Genomic DNA, 18016 nt, shown 5'->3' with positions numbered 1-18016 from the left:
CTTCCCGCGATCCGGGCTTTTTAATGGCAAGGTTTGTAACCTGTAGGCCTGATAAGACGCGCAAGCGTCGCATCAGGCAACACCACGTATGGACAGAGATCGTGAGTACATTAGAACAAACAATTGGCAATACGCCTCTGGTGAAGTTGCAGCGAATGGGGCCGGATAACGGCAGTGAAGTGTGGTTAAAACTGGAAGGCAATAACCCGGCAGGCTCGGTGAAAGATCGTGCGGCGCTATCGATGATCGCCGAGGCGGAAAAGCGCGGGGAAATTAAACCGGGCGACGTGCTGATTGAAGCCACCAGTGGCAATACTGGCATTGCGCTGGCGATGATTGCCGCGCTAAAAGGCTATCGCATGAAGTTGCTGATGCCCGACAACATGAGTCAGGAACGTCGTGCGGCGATGTTGGCTTACGGCGCGGAACTGATTCTGGTTACCAAAGAACAGGGCATGGAAGGAGCGCGCGATCTGGCGCTTGAAATGGCAAATCGTGGTGAAGGCAAGCTGCTCGATCAGTTCAATAATCCCGATAACCCTTATGCGCATTACACCACCACTGGGCCGGAAATCTGGCAGCAAACCGGCGGGCGTATCACTCATTTTGTCTCCAGCATGGGGACAACTGGCACCATTACCGGCGTGTCACGCTTTATGCGTGAGCAATCCAAACCGGTGACCATTGTCGGCCTGCAGCCGGAAGAGGGCAGCAGTATTCCCGGCATTCGCCGCTGGCCTGCGGAATATCTGCCTGGCATCTTTAACGCTTCGCTGGTGGATGAGGTGCTGGATATTCATCAGCGCGATGCGGAAAACACCATGCGCGAACTGGCGGTGCGGGAAGGGATTTTCTGCGGCGTCAGCTCTGGCGGTGCGGTTGCTGGCGCGATACGCGTGGCAAAAGCTAACCCTGGCGCGGTGGTGGTGGCGATCATCTGCGATCGCGGCGATCGCTACCTTTCCACCGGGGTATTCGGGGAAGAGCACTTTAGCCAGGGGGCGGGGATCTAAGATTATTGCGCAGGCACTGTTTTATCCGTCTGCGCAATCAGTGCATGTAAAAAAGGTTGCGCATTTTCATCGCTCTTACCGGGCATCTTCACGATGTAAGGCTTCCCGGTAATCGATGATGACGAGGCAACCTTATCAATAAATTGTTCGGCAGTGTCAATGCGGTTTCGGGTGTTGCCCAGCTTCAGGCGCAGGTGGGAAACCGCTTCATCGCAGGTATGTTCATCGCCGTTGCGCACAAATATCAAATCCTTTTTCTGTGCTAATCCCTCCAGCATGGCGTTGATGCGGGCTTCTTCGTGGGCAGTTAACTTCGCGTAAGCGGGGAGTGTCATCAACAGCGTAATGACCAGACAAATGATTTTCTTCACTGAATTACCATATCCTTGTTTTGTGATAGCCGATTTGACTGCCAAAATCAGGTAAAGTTTCGGTTGGGATGCGATGAGGATCATCGGCAAGGAGAAAAATTAAATGAGTAGTTTGTTGTTGTTTAACGATAAGAGCAGAGCGTTGCAGGCGGATATTGTCGCTGTGCAGTCGCAGGTGGTGTATGGCAGCGTAGGCAACAGCATTGCCGTGCCTGCTATTAAACAGAACGGCCTGAATGTCTTTGCCGTGCCGACCGTGTTGCTCAGCAATACGCCACATTATGATACGTTCTACGGTGGTGCGATTCCGGATGAATGGTTTAGCGGCTATTTACGTGCACTACAGGAGCGTGATGCGCTGCGCCAGCTGCGCGCTGTCACCACCGGCTATATGGGAACCGCGTCGCAAATCAAAATACTTGCCGAGTGGCTGACTGTATTACGCGAAAACCATCCTGACTTATTGATTATGGTCGATCCGGTCATTGGCGATATTGATAGCGGTATCTACGTCAAACCTGACCTGCCCGATGCGTATCGGCAATATTTGTTGCCACTGGCGCAGGGAATTACGCCAAATATCTTTGAGCTGGAAATCCTGACCGGTAAAAACTGCCGCGATCTCGACAGCGCCATTGCCGCAGCAAAAAGTTTGCTTTCAGACACATTAAAATGGGTGGTTATTACCAGCGCCTCTGGTAACGAAGAAAATCAGGAGATGCAGGTGGTGGTGGTCAGTGCCGACAGCGTGAATGTCATTTCCCATTCTCGGGTAAAGACGGACCTTAAAGGAACAGGCGATCTGTTTTGCGCCCAGCTCATCAGTGGCTTGTTGAAAGGTAAGGAATTAACTGACGCGGTACATAGCGCAGGCTTACGCGTACTGGAGGTGATGCGCTACACCCAGCAACATGAGAGCGATGAATTGATTTTGCCGCCGTTGGCGGAAGCATAAAAAATGGCGCCGATTGGCGCCATTTTTCACTGCGGCAAGAATTACTTCTTGATGCGAATAACCGGGGTTTCACCCACAGTCACGCTACCGGACAGTTTGATCAGTTCTTTGATTTCGTCCATGTTGGAGATAACAACCGGAGTCAGGGTAGACTTGGCTTTCTCTTCCAGCAGCGGGAGATCGAATTCAATCACAGTATCGCCAACTTTCACGCGCTGACCTTCTTCAGCAATACGCTTGAAGCCTTCGCCTTTCAGTTCAACAGTGTCGATACCGAAGTGAACGAACAACTCAACGCCGCTATCAGATTCGATGGAGAACGCGTGGTTGGTTTCAAAGATTTTACCAATGGTGCCGTCAACCGGAGCGACCATTTTGTTACCAGTTGGTTTGATAGCAATACCATCACCAACGATTTTTTCCGCAAAAACGACATCCGGCACGTCTTCGATATTGACGATCTCGCCAGAGAGCGGAGCAATGATCTCAATAGTTCCAGTATCCTTCTTGTCGTCGGAAACCAGAGATTTCAGTTTATCGAACAAACCCATGATCTTCTCCTAAGCAGTAAATTGGGCCGCATCTCGTGGATTAGCAGATTGTTTTTTCTTCAATGAACTTGTTAACCAGCGTCATTAACTCGTCCGTTGTCGGTTGAGCAAGAGCCTGCTCTGCTAACACCTTCGCATCTTCGAAGTTCGTGTTACGGATAATCTTCTTAATGCGCGGGATAGAAATGGCGCTCATAGAGAATTCGTCCAGACCCATCCCCAGCAACAGAAGTGTAGCACGTTCATCGCCAGCAAGCTCACCACACATACCTGTCCATTTGCCTTCAGCATGAGAAGCATCAATAACTTGCTTGATCAAGTTCAGCACGGACGGTGACATTGGCTGGTAAAGGTGTGAAATCATATCATTACCACGGTCAACTGCCAGAGTGTACTGCGTTAAATCATTGGTGCCGATACTAAAGAAATCAACTTCTTTGGCTAAATGACGCGCAATTGTCGCGGCAGCCGGTGTTTCCACCATTACGCCAATTTCAATTGACTCGTCAAACGCTTTACCTTCGTCGCGCAGTTCCTGTTTGTAGATTTCGATCTCTTTGCGCAGTGCACGCACTTCTTCAACAGAGATGATCATCGGGAACATGATGCGCAATTTACCGAAAGCAGAGGCACGCAGGATAGCGCGAAGCTGATCGCGCAGGATCTCTTTACGATCCATCGCGATACGGATAGCACGCCAGCCGAGGAACGGGTTCTCTTCTTTCGGGAAGTTCATGTACGGCAGCTCTTTATCGCCGCCAATGTCCATGGTACGAACAATAACTGCCTGTGAGCCACACGCTTCAGCCACCGCTTTGTAAGCAGCAAACTGTTCTTCTTCGGTTGGCAGCGCGTCGCGGTCCATGAACAGGAATTCGGTACGATACAGACCAACGCCTTCAGCGCCGTTACGCTCTGCACCTTCAACGTCACGAACAGTACCGATGTTAGCGCACACTTCGACCTGGTGACCGTCCAGCGTAATTGCTGGCAGATCTTTCAGTTTAGCAAGCTCTGCTTTTTCAGAAGCAACTTGCTCCTGAACGGCGCGCAGTTTATCAATAACTTCATTGGTTGGATTGACGTAAACTTGATTGTTTACGGCATCCAGAATCAGATAGTCGTCGTTTTTCACCTGAGAGGTGACGCTACCGGTACCCACGATGGCTGGCAGTTCCAGAGAACGCGCCATGATAGAGGTGTGGGAAGTCCGGCCACCCGCGTCGGTGATGAAACCCAGCACCTTCTTCAGGTTTAGCTGTGCGGTTTCAGACGGCGTCAGGTCAGCGGCAACCAGGATTACTTCATCCTGAATGGCGCTCAGGTCGATGATCTTCAGCCCAAGGATGTTGCGCAGCAGGCGCTTACCGATATCACGTACGTCGGCCGCACGCTCTTTCAGGTATTCGTCATCCAGTTCTTCCAGGGCAGAAGCCTGACCTTCGATAACTTCATGAGCAGCTGCATCAGCGGTCATGTGCTTATCTTTAATCAGGGCTATGATTTCCTGCTCCAGCTCCTCATCTTCGAGCAACATAATATGCCCTTCGAAGATGGCTTCTTTTTCTTCACCGAACGTTTCACCAGCTTTCGTTTTGATCGTTTCCAGCTGGGCAGATGCCTTGGCACGACCGCTCAGAAAACGTTCAACTTCCTGATCAACCTGGTCGGCAGAAATTTTTTTCCGGTCAATGACGATTTCGTCTTCTTTCAAAAGCAGAGCTTTACCGAAAGCGATACCCGGGGATGCTAAAATGCCTGAAATCATAACCCTACCTTACTTGTGACTGATTTTTAAAAGAACCCGGGAAATTACTCGAGTTCCGCCATCAGTTTAACCAGATGTTCAACCGCTTTTTGCTCGTCTTCGCCTTCTGCAGAGATAGTCACAACGGTGCCTTGAGTCAGGCCCAGAGTCTGCAGTTTGAACAGGCTTTTGGCGCTGGCGCTTTTGCCGTTAGAAGTCACAGTAATTTCAGAAGTGAAGCCCTTAGCTTCTTTTACAAACTGGGCAGCAGGGCGGGTGTGCAGACCGTTCGGAGCGGTAATGGTAACTTCTTGCTGGAACATTGTATTTCCCCAACTTATAGGTTTAGTGTTGTGGAACTAAAGTCTAGCCTGGCGGTTCGACTTTAGCCTGTATTGTTAGCGCCAGTTTTAACAGACGCGACGCACGAAGTGCTCTATACAGTCCATTGCTGGCGGATGTTGGCCGCTGACGTTTCGTTCATCATTAAACATTATGCCGCTAAAGGAAGACTTGAACCAAATCATAAAATCGATTCAGCTAAGGCTTTTCCTGTAACGATTAATTTCGCGCATCAAAATAATTAGTCAGGTTAAATACCAGTTCCGACAAGTTGAATCAATGCCAGGAGGGGTGAAAGTTTGAAGCAGGCCACAAAAAAGCACCTGAAAAGGTGCTTTTTTACGCATTTCTAACAAGCTGGCATTACTGTTGCAATTCTTTCTCGGTAAAGAGATCGGCAAACAGTGCAGTGCTTAAATAACGCTCACCCGATGATGGAAGAATAACCACAATATTCTTATTGGTAAAGCTTTCATCTTCTTGTAGTTTCAACGCCGCAGCAACAGCCGCGCCGGAAGAGATCCCGGCAAGAATGCCTTCTTCTTCCATCAGGCGACGCGCAGTAGAGATGGCTTCTTCATTGGTGATGCCAATAACTTTGTCGACCAGTTTGAGATCAAGGTTAGCCGGGATAAAGCCAGCACCGATGCCCTGGATTTTATGCGGCCCGGGTTTGATTTCTTCACCTGCCAGCGCCTGGGCGATAACGGGAGAGTCGGTTGGTTCTACGGCAACAGAGATGAGGTCAGTCTTGCCTTTGGTGCCTTTAATGTAGCGGCTGACGCCGGTCAGCGTACCGCCAGTGCCGACACCAGCAATAAACACATCGACCTGACCGTCAGTATCTTCCCAGATCTCCGGGCCGGTGGTTTTTTCATGAATTTCCGGGTTTGCCGGGTTGCTGAATTGTTGCAGCAGCAAGTATTTTTCTGGATTGCTGGCAACAATTTCCTCCGCTTTTTGAATCGCACCTTTCATGCCTTTAGCACCTTCGGTCAGCACCAGGTTTGCACCTAACGCTTTGAGCAGCTTGCGGCGTTCAATACTCATGGTTTCCGGCATGGTCAGAGTGAGTTTATAACCGCGAGCGGCAGCCACATACGCCAGTGCAATCCCGGTATTGCCGCTGGTTGGCTCCACCAACTCAACGCCCGGCTTCAGTACGCCGCGCTTTTCGGCATCCCAAATCATATTGGCACCGATACGGCACTTAACGCTGAAGCTGGGGTTTCGGGATTCCACCTTCGCCAGAATACGTCCGTTACCGATGCGATTCAGGCGAACCAGCGGTGTGTGACCGATAGTCAGCGAGTTATCTTCAAAAATCTTACTCATGGCCTGTCCTTAACTGTATGAAATTGAGATACAACAGGTAGCATACCCGCTCAGAGAATATGCGGAAGTAAGGATTTAGCATATCTATATGCAGAAGGGAAATAATGGCTCGCAAGATGGAATAAGGGGCGGCATAAGCCACCCCTGTTCCACACATAATGTTTACAAAATAATCGGTAAATTGTTACCGCCATAATGCATGTTTAGCGCGGTAGCAATCGACCCACATCGCCGTAGCGCCACAAACGGCCACCGGCATGATGAACAGGTTGAGTACCGGGATCATCGTGAACAAGCTGGTTAAAGCACCAAACTGCATATTAGTGATTTTGCGCGTGCGCAGGGCAGTGCGCATCTCTTTGAATGGCACTTTGTGGTTATCGAACGGATAGTCGCAGTACTGGATGGCTAACATCCAGGCGCTGAACAGGAACCACAGCACCGGTGCAACGGTTTGCCCAATGCCAGGGATGAAGTAAAGGATCAGCAATACAATCGCGCGCGGCAGATACCAGGCAAACTTTTGCCATTCACGTTTCATAATCCGCGGCACATCTTTCATGATGCCGAAAATACCGGTATCCGGTGGCGTAGCGCCAGTCAGTCTTGCTTCCAGTTGTTCAGCCAACAAACCGTTAAATGGTGCGGCAATCCAGTTGGCGATGGTGGAGAAAAAATAGCCAAAAACCAGTAGCACGGAGATAACCGCTACAGGCCACAGCAAATAGCTCAACCATTGCAGCCAGTCAGGTACGTGACTCATTAACGACGGGATCCAAACATCCAGCTGGCTAAAGAGCCACCAGAACGCGCCTCCCATCAACAAGATATTGATCAACAGCGGTAAGATGACAAAACGGCGAATCCCAGGTTGCGAGACGAGCTTCCAGCCTTGCGCAAAATAGTAAAAACCGCTGCGTGAGGCAGATGTGAATGTTGAAACCATAATCAGGATATGCTCCTTTTGACCAATCCCAGGAAAGTTCTGCGTATTTTACCGGGTATTTGCGCAATGGACAGTTAGGATATGTTCGAAAAACCAGCAAAAAGCACGATTTCATCTATCTTTGTGCTGTGAAAGTTAATAGTGCACTTGCACTTGAGGTAATCGACAAATACTCTTAGTGAGTAAATGTTTGCCGTGGTGGCAAGGTGTTAGAACAACAGAGAATATAATGATGCAGGATTTGCGTCTGATATTAATCATTGTTGGCGCGATCGCCATAATCGCTTTACTGGTACATGGTTTCTGGACCAGCCGTAAAGAACGATCTTCTATGTTTCGCGATCGGCCACTAAAACGAATGAAGTCAAAACGTGACGACGATTCTTATGACGAGGATGTCGAAGATGATGAGGGCGTTGGTGAGGTTCGTGTTCACCGCGTAAATCATGCCCCGGCTAACGCCCAGGAGCATGAGGCTGCTCGTCCGTCGCCGCAACACCAGTACCAACCGCCTTATGCGTCTGCGCAACCGCGTCAACCGGTTCAGCAGCCGCCTGAAGCGCAGGTACCGCCGCAACATGCTCCGCATTCAGCGCAGCCTGTTCAGCAACCGCAGCCAGTGCAACAACCGCAGCCAGTACAGCAGCCGGCTTACCCGCCGCAGCCTGAACAGCCGGTTGTTTCGCAGGTGCCTCCAGCTCCGCAGCCTACTTTCCAGACCGCGGAACCTGTAGCGGCACCACAGCCTGAACCTGTAGTTGAACCAGCGCCTGTGATGGATAAGCCGAAGCGCAAAGAAGCGGTGATCATCATGAACGTCGCGGCGCATCACGGTAGCGAGCTAAACGGTGAACTGCTTCTTAATAGCATTCAACAGGCGGGCTTTATCTTTGGCGATATGAATATTTATCATCGCCATCTTAGCCCGGATGGCAGCGGCCCTGCGTTATTCAGCCTGGCGAATATGGTGAAACCGGGAACCTTTGATCCTGAAATGAAGGATTTCACAACGCCGGGTGTCACTATCTTCATGCAGGTGCCGTCTTACGGTGATGAACTGCAAAACTTCAAGCTGATGCTGCAATCCGCGCAGCATATTGCCGATGAAGTAGGCGGCGTAGTGCTTGACGATCAGCGCCGTATGATGACTCCGCAGAAACTGCGCGAGTATCAGGACATCATCCGCGAAGTCAAAGACGCCAACGCCTGATACACTTAAGGCAAATTAACTTCTTTTCGAACCCCCGCTTGTCGGGGGTTTTTAGCATTGATGGTGCGATATGGAATCAATCGAACAACAACTGACAGAACTGCGAACGACGCTTCGCCACCATGAATATCTTTATCATGTGATGGATGCGCCGGAAATCCCCGACGCTGAATACGACAGGCTGATGCGCGAGTTGCGTGAGCTGGAAGCCAAACACCCAGAGCTGATTACCCCTGATTCACCTACCCAACGTGTAGGTGCTGCGCCGCTGGCAGCCTTTAGCCAGATCCGTCATGAAGTACCAATGCTGTCGCTGGATAACGTATTTGATGAAGAGAGTTTTCTCGCCTTCAACAAACGCGTACAGGATCGTCTGAAAAGCAACGAAAAAGTGACCTGGTGCTGCGAGTTAAAGCTCGATGGGCTTGCCGTCAGCATTCTGTATGAGAATGGTGTACTGGTAAGCGCGGCAACCCGTGGCGATGGCACTACTGGGGAAGACATCACGTCTAACGTGCGTACCATTCGCGCCATTCCGCTGAAACTGCATGGTGAGAATATTCCAGCACGTCTGGAAGTGCGTGGTGAAGTGTTCCTGCCGCAGGCGGGCTTTGAGAAGATTAACGAAGAGGCGCGACGCACGGGCGGAAAAGTGTTTGCTAACCCACGTAATGCGGCGGCAGGTTCTCTGCGCCAGCTTGATCCGCGTATTACTGCGAAGCGACCGCTTACTTTCTTCTGCTATGGCGTTGGCGTACTGGAAGGTGGCGAGTTGCCGGATACTCATCTGGGCCGCTTAATGCAGTTTAAAGCGTGGGGATTACCAGTCAGCGATCGGGTAACGCTTTGCGAATCAGCAGAAGACGTGTTGGCGTTTTACCACAAAGTGGAAGAAGACCGCCCGACGCTGGGCTTTGATATTGACGGTGTAGTCATTAAGGTCAACTCGCTGGCGCAGCAGGAGCAACTTGGCTTTGTTTCCCGCGCCCCGCGCTGGGCTGTTGCGTTTAAATTCCCTGCGCAGGAACAAATGACTTTTGTGCGCGATGTAGAGTTTCAGGTTGGGCGTACAGGAGCGATTACGCCCGTTGCGCGTCTGGAACCTGTCCATGTTGCAGGCGTGCTGGTGAGCAACGCCACACTGCATAATGCCGACGAAATTGAACGTCTCGGTTTACGCATTGGCGATAAAGTGGTGATTCGCCGCGCAGGTGACGTGATCCCACAAGTGGTTAACGTCGTGCTTTCTGAACGCCCGGAAGATACCCGTGAGGTTGTATTCCCGACGCATTGTCCGGTATGTGGTTCTGACGTGGAACGTGTGGAAGGCGAAGCGGTGGCCCGCTGTACTGGTGGCCTGATTTGCGGTGCTCAACGTAAAGAATCGCTGAAACACTTTGTTTCCCGTCGTGCGATGGACGTTGATGGCATGGGTGACAAAATTATCGACCAGCTGGTTGAAAAAGAATACGTTCACACTCCGGCGGACCTGTTCAAACTCACCGCAGGCAAACTTACCGGGCTGGAGCGAATGGGGCCGAAATCGGCACAAAATGTGGTTAACGCGCTGGAAAAAGCGAAAGAAACCACCTTTGCCCGCTTCCTCTATGCCCTTGGCATCCGTGAAGTCGGTGAGGCTACCGCAGCCGGTCTGGCGGCATATTTTGGCACGCTGGAAGCGCTGGAATCAGCCTCGATTGAAGAGCTGCAAAAAGTGCCAGACGTCGGGATCGTGGTGGCATCTCATGTTCACAACTTCTTTGCCGAAGAAAGCAACCGCAATGTCATCAGCGAGCTGTTGGCGGAAGGCGTTCACTGGCCTGCGCCGGTGGTGATTAACGCGGAAGAGATCGACAGCCCGTTTGCCGGTAAAACCGTGGTGCTCACCGGTAGCTTAAGTCAGATGTCGCGTGATGACGCTAAAGTTCGCTTGATCGAACTGGGCGCGAAAGTGGCGGGCAGCGTGTCGAAGAAAACCGATCTGGTGATTGCCGGAGAAGCTGCAGGTTCTAAACTGGCGAAAGCGCAGGAACTGGGTATTGAAGTCATCGACGAAGCTGAAATGCTGCGTTTGCTGGGGAGCTGAGGTGGAGAAAGAGCAGCTGATTGAAATTGCCAATACGGTGATGCCGTTTGGCAAGTACAAAGGGCGTCGCTTAATCGACCTGCCGGAAGAGTATCTGCTGTGGTTTGCCCGCAAAGATGAGTTTCCGGCAGGCAAACTCGGTGAGTTAATGCAAATCACGTTGCTGATTAAAACCGAGGGGCTGACGCAACTGGTCCAGCCCCTGAAACGTCCGCTTTAAACTTTTCCGGCGCTGCTTTCCTGCTGCGCCTGCAGTTGCTCGGTCTGGCGCTTATAACGACGCGCCAGTACCGCGCAAACCATCAGTTGGATCTGATGGAAAATCATCAACGGCAGTACCATCATACCGATCACCGATGTGGGGAACAGAATGTTCGCCATCGGAATACCATTCGCCAGACTCTTTTTCGAGCCACAGAAGACGATAGTGATTTCATCCGCCTTATTGAAACCCAGTCGACGCGCCATAAAGACGTTAATCACAATCACAATAGCCAGCAATACGCAGCTAACTACCACAATAAACAGCAGCGAACCCCAACCGACTTTGTGCCAGATGCCGTTAACGACGGCTTCGCTGAATGCCGTATAAACGACCAAAAGAATGGATGTCTGGTCGGTTTTTGCTATCCACTTTTTATTGCGTGCTACCCAGTTACCAATCCACGGGCGAGAAAGATGTCCCAGCACGAACGGCAGCAGTAGTTGCAACATAATCTTACCGACCTGTTCCAGACTGCCTTCTGCTCCGTGGATATTCATTACCAGACCGACCAGCAACGGCGAAAGGAAAATCCCCAGCAGGCTGGATGCCGACGCAGAACAAACCGCCGCCGCGACATTACCGCCCGCCATTGAAGTAAAGGCGATTGCAGACTGCACGGTAGCCGGGAGAATGCACAAATAGAGAAAACCGGAATAGAGCATCGGATCGACATTTACCGGTTTCCACCAGGCAAACAGTACGCCCAGAATCGGAAACAGTACGAAGGTGCTGCACATTACCCACAAATGCAATCGCCAGTGACTACCGCCAGCAATTATCGCCTCACGCGACAGCTTCGCACCGTGCATAAAGAACAACAGGGCAATAGCTGCCGTGGTCAGATTTTCAAAGAAGGGGACAAAACCGCCTCTGGCCGGAAAGAAAGAAGCCAGCAATACCACCGTGATCAGGGTTAAAGTGAAAGGATCGAGGATACGAAAAAGTTTCATAAAGACTCCAGATGACCGATGCTTTCATTGTGCGTTGTTCTGATTGATAAATAAAACTGAATTGCTTATCAATTTGTGCGTGGTAATGGGAAGTCAGGGGGAGCTTCGCCTGGTTGACAAATAGGGGCTGTTAACTGAGGAAACTATGTGACAGCCGAAAAAATCACAGAAGGTTATTACTACTGATGTACATAGCAGTTTTAGCGTGGTCAGCGCTGGTTTTAGAACGGGTATTTTATTGAATAAAGAATGTTACACGGAGTTCGCTGCGCTCAACTCGAACCTGCTGCAGGTTCGAATCTTTGAGTATCGCAGATAGCAAAAAGGCGCCTTTAGGGCGCCTTTTTACATTGGTGGGTCGTGCAGGATTCGAACCTGCGACCAATTGATTAAAAGTCAACTGCTCTACCAACTGAGCTAACGACCCGAAGTGGTGGGTGATGACGGGATCGAACCGCCGACCCCCTCCTTGTAAGGGAGGTGCTCTCCCAGCTGAGCTAATCACCCACTTCGGTACTTCACATTTTTACAAGAAATTTAGCTGGCGAGAAAGTGGTGGGTGATGACGGGATCGAACCGCCGACCCCCTCCTTGTAAGGGAGGTGCTCTCCCAGCTGAGCTAATCACCCACTTCTCAATTTCTTGCTACACGGCGGAGACTACATAAAGTAGTTGGTGGGTGATGACGGGATCGAACCGCCGACCCCCTCCTTGTAAGGGAGGTGCTCTCCCAGCTGAGCTAATCACCCCCGCTGTGTGGAGTCGCATTATAGGGAGAGTTGGAAATGAGTCAACGCATTTTCTAAAGAAATTGTTTGTTCGTCGTAAATTTAAGCAAGGTGATCGCAAAACAGACCGCGTTGCGCAATTTGTCAACGAAAACAATAATGCGTAAGGTAGCAACCCGAACTACATTGAGGAATCAGGCGGGAGTGATAGAATATCGCCCACTCAATTTTTCCAGGATTTGCCGGTTGTCGGCATCTTTCTAAACGTAAGGCCATTTCATGAAAATCAAAACTCGCTTCGCGCCAAGCCCAACAGGCTATCTGCACGTTGGCGGCGCGCGTACTGCTCTTTACTCCTGGCTTTTTGCACGTAACCACGGCGGTGAGTTCGTGCTGCGTATTGAAGACACCGATCTTGAGCGTTCCACGCCGGAAGCTATCGAAGCCATTATGGATGGCATGAACTGGCTGAGTCTGGAGTGGGATGAAGGCCCGTACTTCCAGACCAAACGTTTCGATCGCTATAACGCGGTGATCGATCAGATGCTGGAAGAGGGTACTGCCTATAAATGCTACTGCTCTAAAGAGCGCCTCGAAGCGCTGCGTGAAGAGCAGATGGCAAAAGGCGAGAAGCCGCGTTATGACGGCCGTTGCCGCCACAGCCATGAACATCACGCTGATGATGAACCGTGCGTTGTACGTTTTGCTAACCCACAGGAAGGTTCCGTTGTTTTTGACGATCAGATCCGTGGTCCGATCGAGTTCAGCAACCAGGAGCTGGATGATCTGATTATCCGCCGTACCGATGGTTCTCCGACCTATAACTTCTGTGTGGTGGTTGACGACTGGGATATGGAAATCACTCACGTCATCCGTGGTGAAGACCATATCAACAACACGCCGCGCCAGATCAACATCCTGAAAGCACTGAAAGCGCCCGTACCGGTTTACGCGCACGTTTCTATGATCAACGGTGATGACGGTAAAAAATTGTCCAAACGTCACGGTGCAGTCAGCGTAATGCAGTACCGCGACGACGGCTATCTGCCAGAAGCACTGTTGAACTATCTGGTGCGTCTGGGCTGGTCTCACGGCGATCAGGAAATCTTCACCCGTGAAGAGATGATCAAGTACTTCACCCTGAATGCCGTCAGCAAATCTGCCAGTGCGTTCAACACTGACAAACTGCTGTGGTTGAACCATCACTATATTAACGCGCTGCCGCCGGAGTATGTGGCTACTCACTTACAGTGGCACATCGAGCAGGAAAATATTGATACCCGTAACGGTCCGCAGCTTGCTGAGCTGGTGAAACTGCTGGGCGAACGCTGCAAAACGCTCAAAGAGATGGCGCAAAGCTGCCGTTATTTCTACGAAGATTTTGCTGAGTTTGATGCCGATGCTGCGAAAAAACATCTGCGTCCGGTAGCGCGTCAGCCGCTGGAAGTAGTGCGCGATAAACTGTCTGCTATCACTGACTGGACGGCGGAAAATGTTCACCACGCAATTCAGGCAACGGCGGATGAGCTGGAAGTGGGCATGGGTAAAGTTGGTATGCCGCTGCGTGTCGCCGTTACCGGTGCGGGGCAGTCTCCGGCGCTGGACGTTACCGTTCACGCGATCGGTAAGACACGTAGCATTGAGCGTATCAACAAAGCGCTGGCCTTTATTGCTGAACGCGAAAATCAGCAGTAATTAGCGTATAAAAAGATAAACGGCAGGAGATAATATCCTGCCGTTTTTTTATTTATGCTGATTCGTCAATATCGAGACGGGCGAGGAAATTGCGAATTCCTTCACGTGACAAAAATTGCGCGACTTTTTCCTGCTCAATGTCAGTCATATTATCTAGCGCGTTGATAATTTGTCGATACGCCGGGGCGCGTGCTCCAGGAGCGTATTCAGCAATTCTCTCTTCAGCTTCCATCAACATTGGTGTGTTATGGAACGCAGGCGTGTTCTGAATAAACTCGCAAACCTGCGAATCGACCAGAATAAGTCTGGCACGACCTCCTTTCACGCCGGGAAATTTTTCCGTTCTCCAGCCTTTTTCTCTGATCCAACGGTTAACAGTTTGTTTAGCCACACCCAGGCATTCCGCCAGCTCTTCGGTGGTCATTTTATTACGTAATCTTTTCATATTATTTGCTGTCGCGAATCCCTAAGCGTTGTAATAATCCGATAATCCCTTCCCGCAGAAGCAAGGATGTAAACTGTTTTTGTTCAAGAGGCGTCATCTCTTTCGCCAGCGTCACCAGCAGCACTTCAAGAGGCGTATCGGCAGACAGTTCAGGTGCCTCTCTTTGATCGTCCGGACGTTCTGCATTACGAATATATTCACGAACTTGTTTATTGACGTGAATCAGCCGGGCCTTGCCACCCTGGACACCTGGTTTTGGTGATGTCGTCCAGCCTTGCTTGCGTACCCATTTATTAATGGTCTGGCGGCTATAACCGGTCAGCCTGGCAAGTTCATCTGGCGTCATCCTCTCCTTGAACATAACAATTCCCTGAATGATTGCGGGTCTATTAGTGGTTCATTTTATAACACCACTTTACAAGAAACCGTGACAGGAATAACTACTGAATGCGAGCGACTATCCAAAATAGTTCATTTGCCTGATTTTTCAGCGATTGAAACTACGCCTTGCAATTTGCCGTTGACACATTCGGGCGGAATTCATATGATGCCGCCCGTCAACTCGACAAGCTTTACGTGATGGGGCTATAGCTCAGCTGGGAGAGCGCCTGCTTTGCACGCAGGAGGTCTGCGGTTCGATCCCGCATAGCTCCACCAAATTTTGCACCCAGCAAATTTGGTACGTAAACGACTCGTGGGGCTATAGCTCAGCTGGGAGAGCGCTTGCATGGCATGCAAGAGGTCAGCGGTTCGATCCCGCTTAGCTCCACCAAATTTCAAACCCTCGCTGCGAAGCGGGGGTTTTTTGTCTCTGCTTTTTGCCGCTTTTGTAATACAGTCTACCTTCCAGGTTAGTGTTGCCTGTTGGAAACATCATTGGATGAAATATCGGCAACAGGTCGGTCCCTGTTTGCTTCGCGATGCGAATAAACATATTATTTGTGTGCCTTAAAACCCCGATCAGTGAGAGTAGTGTACTCATGTTTGTGGAGCATAACCTGATAAAAAATATCAAGATATTTGCACTAGCGTTTACGCTCACCGTGGTACTTATTCAGCTATCCCGTTTTATCTCGCCACTTGCTGTTATCCATTCCAGCTATATTTTCCTGGCGTGGATGCCACTGTGCGTAATGCTGTCAATCTTGTTTATCTTTGGCTGGCGCGGTGTCGTTCCTGTTTTATGCGGGATGTTTTGCACCAATCTGTGGAACTTTCATCTCTCTTTTTTACAGACCGCGGTCATGCTCGGTAGCCAGACGTTTGTCGTGTTGTGTGCCTGCGCAATATTACGCTGGCAGCTGGGGACGCGTTGGCGTTATGGATTGACCAGCCGATATGTCTGGCAACGTCTGTTCTGGCTTGGTTTGGTGACACCGATCGGCATCAAATGCAGCATGTATCTTGTGGGGAGCTTCTTTGATTTCCCGCTAAAGATATCTACCTTTTTCGGCGATGCGGATGCCATTTTCACGGTCGTTGATTTGCTAAGCCTTTTCACCGCAGTGCTGATTTACAACATGCTTTTTTACTATCTCACCCGCATGATTGTAAGTCCCCACTTTGCACAGATATTGTGGCGTAGGGATATCGCTCCGTCGTTGAGCAAAGAGAAACGCGCATTTACCTTAAGCTGGCTGGCAGCTCTTAGCGTGTTGCTACTTCTGATGTGCACACCGTATGAAAATGACTTTATTGCCGGTTATCTGGTACCTGTTTTCTTTATCATCTTTACCCTCGGTGTCGGTAAGCTTCGCTATCCGTTTTTAAATCTCACTTGGGCTGTTTCAACGCTTTGCCTTCTGAATTACAACCAGAACTTTTTGCAAGGGGTACTAACCGAATATTCGCTGGCATTTATTCTCGCAGTGCTGATTTCCTTTAGCGTTTGCCTGCTCTATATGGTACGCATTTATTATCGTAGCGAATGGCTTAACCGTCGCTGGCATTTGCAGGCACTGACCGATCCGTTAACGCTATTACCCAACTTTCGCGCACTGGAGCAATCGCAGGAGCAAGAGGCTGGTAAGAGTTTTTGCTGTCTGCGCATTGATAATCTTGAGTTTATGAGTCGCCATTACGGGTTAATGATGCGCGTTCATTGTATTCGCTCAATTTACCGTACATTGCTGCCGTTGATGCAGGAAAACGAAAAGTTGTATCAATTGCCGGGGAGCGAATTGCTGTTGGTACTGACCGGGCCGGAAACGGAAGGGCGGTTACAGCATATGGTTAACATTCTCAACAGTCGGCAAATCCACTGGAACAATACCGGGCTGGATATGGGCTATGGTGCTGCCTGGGGACGTTTTGACGGTAATCAGGATACTCTGCAGCCAATGCTGGGGCAGTTAAGCTGGCTGGCGGAGCAATCCTGCGCACATCATCATGTGCTGGCGCTGGACAGCAGAGAGGAGATGGTTTCCGGGCAGACCACTAAACAGGTGCTATTGCTGAATACCATTCGCACGGCGTTAGATCAGGGTGATTTGCTTCTCTACGCCCAGCCAATTCGCAACAAAGAGGGTGAAGGTTATGATGAGATCCTCGCGCGACTGAAGTATGACGGCGGCATTATGACCCCGGATAAGTTTCTGCCCCTTATTGCTCAGTTTAACCTTAGCGCGCGATTCGATTTACAGGTGCTGGAATCCCTGCTGAAGTGGCTGGCAACCCACCCTTGTGACAAGAAAGGCCCGCGCTTTTCAGTCAATTTAATGCCGCTCACTCTGCTGCAAAAGAATATCGCCGGGCGAATTATTCGTCTGTTTAAACGTTACCGTGTCTCCCCGGAGGCTGTGATTATTGAGATCACCGAGGAGCAGGCGTTTTCTAACGCAGAAAGCAGTATGTACAATATCGAACAACTGCATAAGTTTGGCTTCCGTATTGCGATTGATGACTTTGGCACAGGCTATGCCAACTACGAACGGTTAAAACGTTTGCAGGCTGATATCATCAAGATTGATGGCGTCTTCGTTAAGGATATCGTCACTAATACACTGGATGCGATGATAGTGAGATCAATTACCGATCTGGCGAAAGCGAAGTCATTGAGTGTGGTCGCGGAGTTTGTCGAGACGCAACAGCAGCAGGCGCTATTGCATAAGCTCGGGGTGCAATATCTGCAAGGGTATTTAATTGGTCGCCCGCAACCATTAGTTGATTAACAGGCGTAAAAATGCCGGGGAATTATCCCCGGCATTTGAGGTTGATGACAAACGGACAATTGCCTGATGCGCTGCGCTTATCAGGCCTACATGGAAACACAATTTATTGAATTTGCGTTGTTTTGTAGGCTGGGTAGGGCGTTCACGCCACATCCGGCATAAACAGAGCACACTTTGTCAACAAACTGAAGCCGGGGAATTATCCCC

16 protein-coding genes and 6 tRNA genes are annotated in these 18016 nt (G+C 50.3%); 9 read left to right on the top strand and 13 right to left on the bottom strand.

The window, feature by feature from the left end; all coding sequences use genetic code 11:
- Window positions 1-101 precede the first annotated feature (101 nt).
- Window positions 102-1013, top strand: coding sequence for a cysteine synthase B (cysM, locus tag D9734_RS10830; RefSeq protein WP_130207378.1), 912 nt, complete (start codon window positions 102-104; stop codon window positions 1011-1013).
- A gap of 2 nt (window positions 1014-1015) precedes the next feature.
- On the opposite strand, the gene D9734_RS10825 is transcribed toward cysM, so the two are convergent.
- Window positions 1016-1384 carry a YfeK family protein gene (locus tag D9734_RS10825; protein WP_000719945.1) on the bottom strand — a complete coding sequence of 123 codons (369 nt, stop codon included), beginning with the start codon at window positions 1382-1384 and terminating at the stop codon, window positions 1016-1018.
- 103 nt (window positions 1385-1487) lie between these two features.
- On the opposite strand from D9734_RS10825, the gene pdxK reads away from it, so the two are divergent.
- On the top strand, window positions 1488-2339 hold the full coding sequence (pdxK, locus tag D9734_RS10820) for a pyridoxine/pyridoxal/pyridoxamine kinase (protein ID WP_130207376.1): 852 nt from the start codon (window positions 1488-1490) through the stop codon (window positions 2337-2339).
- 41 nt (window positions 2340-2380) lie between these two features.
- Here the strand turns inward: pdxK and crr are convergent, their stop codons facing one another.
- The 5 genes from crr to cysZ all read right to left on the bottom strand — a co-directional run bounded on the left by crr (window position 2381) and on the right by cysZ (window position 7260).
- The gene (gene crr / locus D9734_RS10815; RefSeq protein ID WP_000522247.1) at window positions 2381-2890 is read right to left on the bottom strand and encodes a PTS glucose transporter subunit IIA; all 510 of its coding nucleotides are present in this window, start codon (window positions 2888-2890) and stop codon (window positions 2381-2383) included.
- Between the two features lie 40 nt (window positions 2891-2930).
- Window positions 2931-4658 (bottom strand): phosphoenolpyruvate-protein phosphotransferase PtsI, encoded by a 1728-nt coding sequence (gene ptsI, locus D9734_RS10810; RefSeq protein ID WP_000623129.1) that lies wholly within the window; start codon window positions 4656-4658, stop codon window positions 2931-2933.
- Window positions 4659-4702: 44 nt separating this feature from the next.
- Window positions 4703-4960 (bottom strand): phosphocarrier protein Hpr, encoded by a 258-nt coding sequence (gene ptsH, locus D9734_RS10805; protein WP_000487600.1) that lies wholly within the window; start codon window positions 4958-4960, stop codon window positions 4703-4705.
- Window positions 4961-5342: 382 nt separating this feature from the next.
- A complete protein-coding gene (cysK, locus tag D9734_RS10795) occupies window positions 5343-6314 on the bottom strand; it encodes a cysteine synthase A (RefSeq protein WP_000034402.1) in 972 nt (323 codons plus the stop codon).
- A gap of 184 nt (window positions 6315-6498) precedes the next feature.
- A complete protein-coding gene (gene cysZ / locus D9734_RS10790) occupies window positions 6499-7260 on the bottom strand; it encodes a sulfate transporter CysZ (protein ID WP_130207372.1) in 762 nt (253 codons plus the stop codon).
- A gap of 229 nt (window positions 7261-7489) precedes the next feature.
- On the opposite strand from cysZ, the gene zipA reads away from it, so the two are divergent.
- The 3 genes from zipA to D9734_RS10775 all read left to right on the top strand — a co-directional run bounded on the left by zipA (window position 7490) and on the right by D9734_RS10775 (window position 10776).
- Window positions 7490-8470, top strand: a complete 981-nt coding sequence (gene zipA, locus D9734_RS10785) for a cell division protein ZipA (protein ID WP_130207370.1) — start codon at window positions 7490-7492, stop codon at window positions 8468-8470.
- Window positions 8471-8540: 70 nt separating this feature from the next.
- The gene (gene ligA, locus D9734_RS10780; protein ID WP_130207368.1) at window positions 8541-10556 is read left to right on the top strand and encodes an NAD-dependent DNA ligase LigA; all 2016 of its coding nucleotides are present in this window, start codon (window positions 8541-8543) and stop codon (window positions 10554-10556) included.
- Window position 10557: 1 nt separating this feature from the next.
- Window positions 10558-10776, top strand: a complete 219-nt coding sequence (locus D9734_RS10775) for a DUF3820 family protein (protein WP_111948453.1) — start codon at window positions 10558-10560, stop codon at window positions 10774-10776.
- On the opposite strand, the gene D9734_RS10770 is transcribed toward D9734_RS10775, so the two are convergent.
- From D9734_RS10770 to D9734_RS10750, 5 genes are all read right to left on the bottom strand, one after another.
- Complete coding sequence (locus D9734_RS10770; RefSeq protein ID WP_130207366.1) at window positions 10773-11771, bottom strand: bile acid:sodium symporter family protein; 999 nt, start codon at window positions 11769-11771, stop codon at window positions 10773-10775. The two genes, D9734_RS10775 and D9734_RS10770, sit on opposite strands and share 4 nt — an antisense overlap.
- Window positions 11772-12122: 351 nt before the next feature.
- A tRNA-Lys gene (locus D9734_RS10765) sits at window positions 12123-12198 on the bottom strand.
- A gap of 4 nt (window positions 12199-12202) precedes the next feature.
- Window positions 12203-12278 (bottom strand) — tRNA-Val (locus D9734_RS10760).
- A 46-nt stretch (window positions 12279-12324) separates the two neighbouring features.
- A tRNA-Val gene (locus D9734_RS10755) sits at window positions 12325-12400 on the bottom strand.
- A 44-nt stretch (window positions 12401-12444) separates the two neighbouring features.
- Window positions 12445-12520 (bottom strand) — tRNA-Val (locus D9734_RS10750).
- 258 nt (window positions 12521-12778) lie between these two features.
- On the opposite strand from D9734_RS10750, the gene gltX reads away from it, so the two are divergent.
- The gene (gene gltX, locus D9734_RS10745) at window positions 12779-14194 is read left to right on the top strand and encodes a glutamate--tRNA ligase (RefSeq protein ID WP_130207364.1); all 1416 of its coding nucleotides are present in this window, start codon (window positions 12779-12781) and stop codon (window positions 14192-14194) included.
- Window positions 14195-14246: 52 nt separating this feature from the next.
- On the opposite strand, the gene D9734_RS10740 is transcribed toward gltX, so the two are convergent.
- A complete protein-coding gene (locus tag D9734_RS10740; protein WP_130207362.1) occupies window positions 14247-14639 on the bottom strand; it encodes a YfeC-like transcriptional regulator in 393 nt (130 codons plus the stop codon).
- 1 nt (window position 14640) lies between these two features.
- On the bottom strand, window positions 14641-15000 hold the full coding sequence (locus D9734_RS10735; protein WP_130207360.1) for a YfeC-like transcriptional regulator: 360 nt from the start codon (window positions 14998-15000) through the stop codon (window positions 14641-14643).
- A 220-nt stretch (window positions 15001-15220) separates the two neighbouring features.
- Between D9734_RS10735 and D9734_RS10730 the strand changes: the two genes are divergently transcribed.
- The 3 genes from D9734_RS10730 (at window position 15221) to D9734_RS10715 (ending at window position 17809) form a co-directional block, all read left to right on the top strand.
- Window positions 15221-15296: transfer RNA gene (locus D9734_RS10730), tRNA-Ala, on the top strand.
- A 39-nt stretch (window positions 15297-15335) separates the two neighbouring features.
- A tRNA-Ala gene (locus D9734_RS10725) sits at window positions 15336-15411 on the top strand.
- A 208-nt stretch (window positions 15412-15619) separates the two neighbouring features.
- Window positions 15620-17809, top strand: coding sequence for a sensor domain-containing phosphodiesterase (locus D9734_RS10715; protein WP_130207356.1), 2190 nt, complete (start codon window positions 15620-15622; stop codon window positions 17807-17809).
- Window positions 17810-18016 lie beyond the last annotated feature (207 nt).

This window comes from Escherichia sp. E14S1 (assembly GCF_004211995.1).
Taxonomy (GTDB): domain Bacteria; phylum Pseudomonadota; class Gammaproteobacteria; order Enterobacterales; family Enterobacteriaceae; genus Escherichia.
The sequence above is the reverse complement of the archived record's forward strand: the minus strand, read 5'-3'. Positions and strand labels throughout refer to the sequence as shown.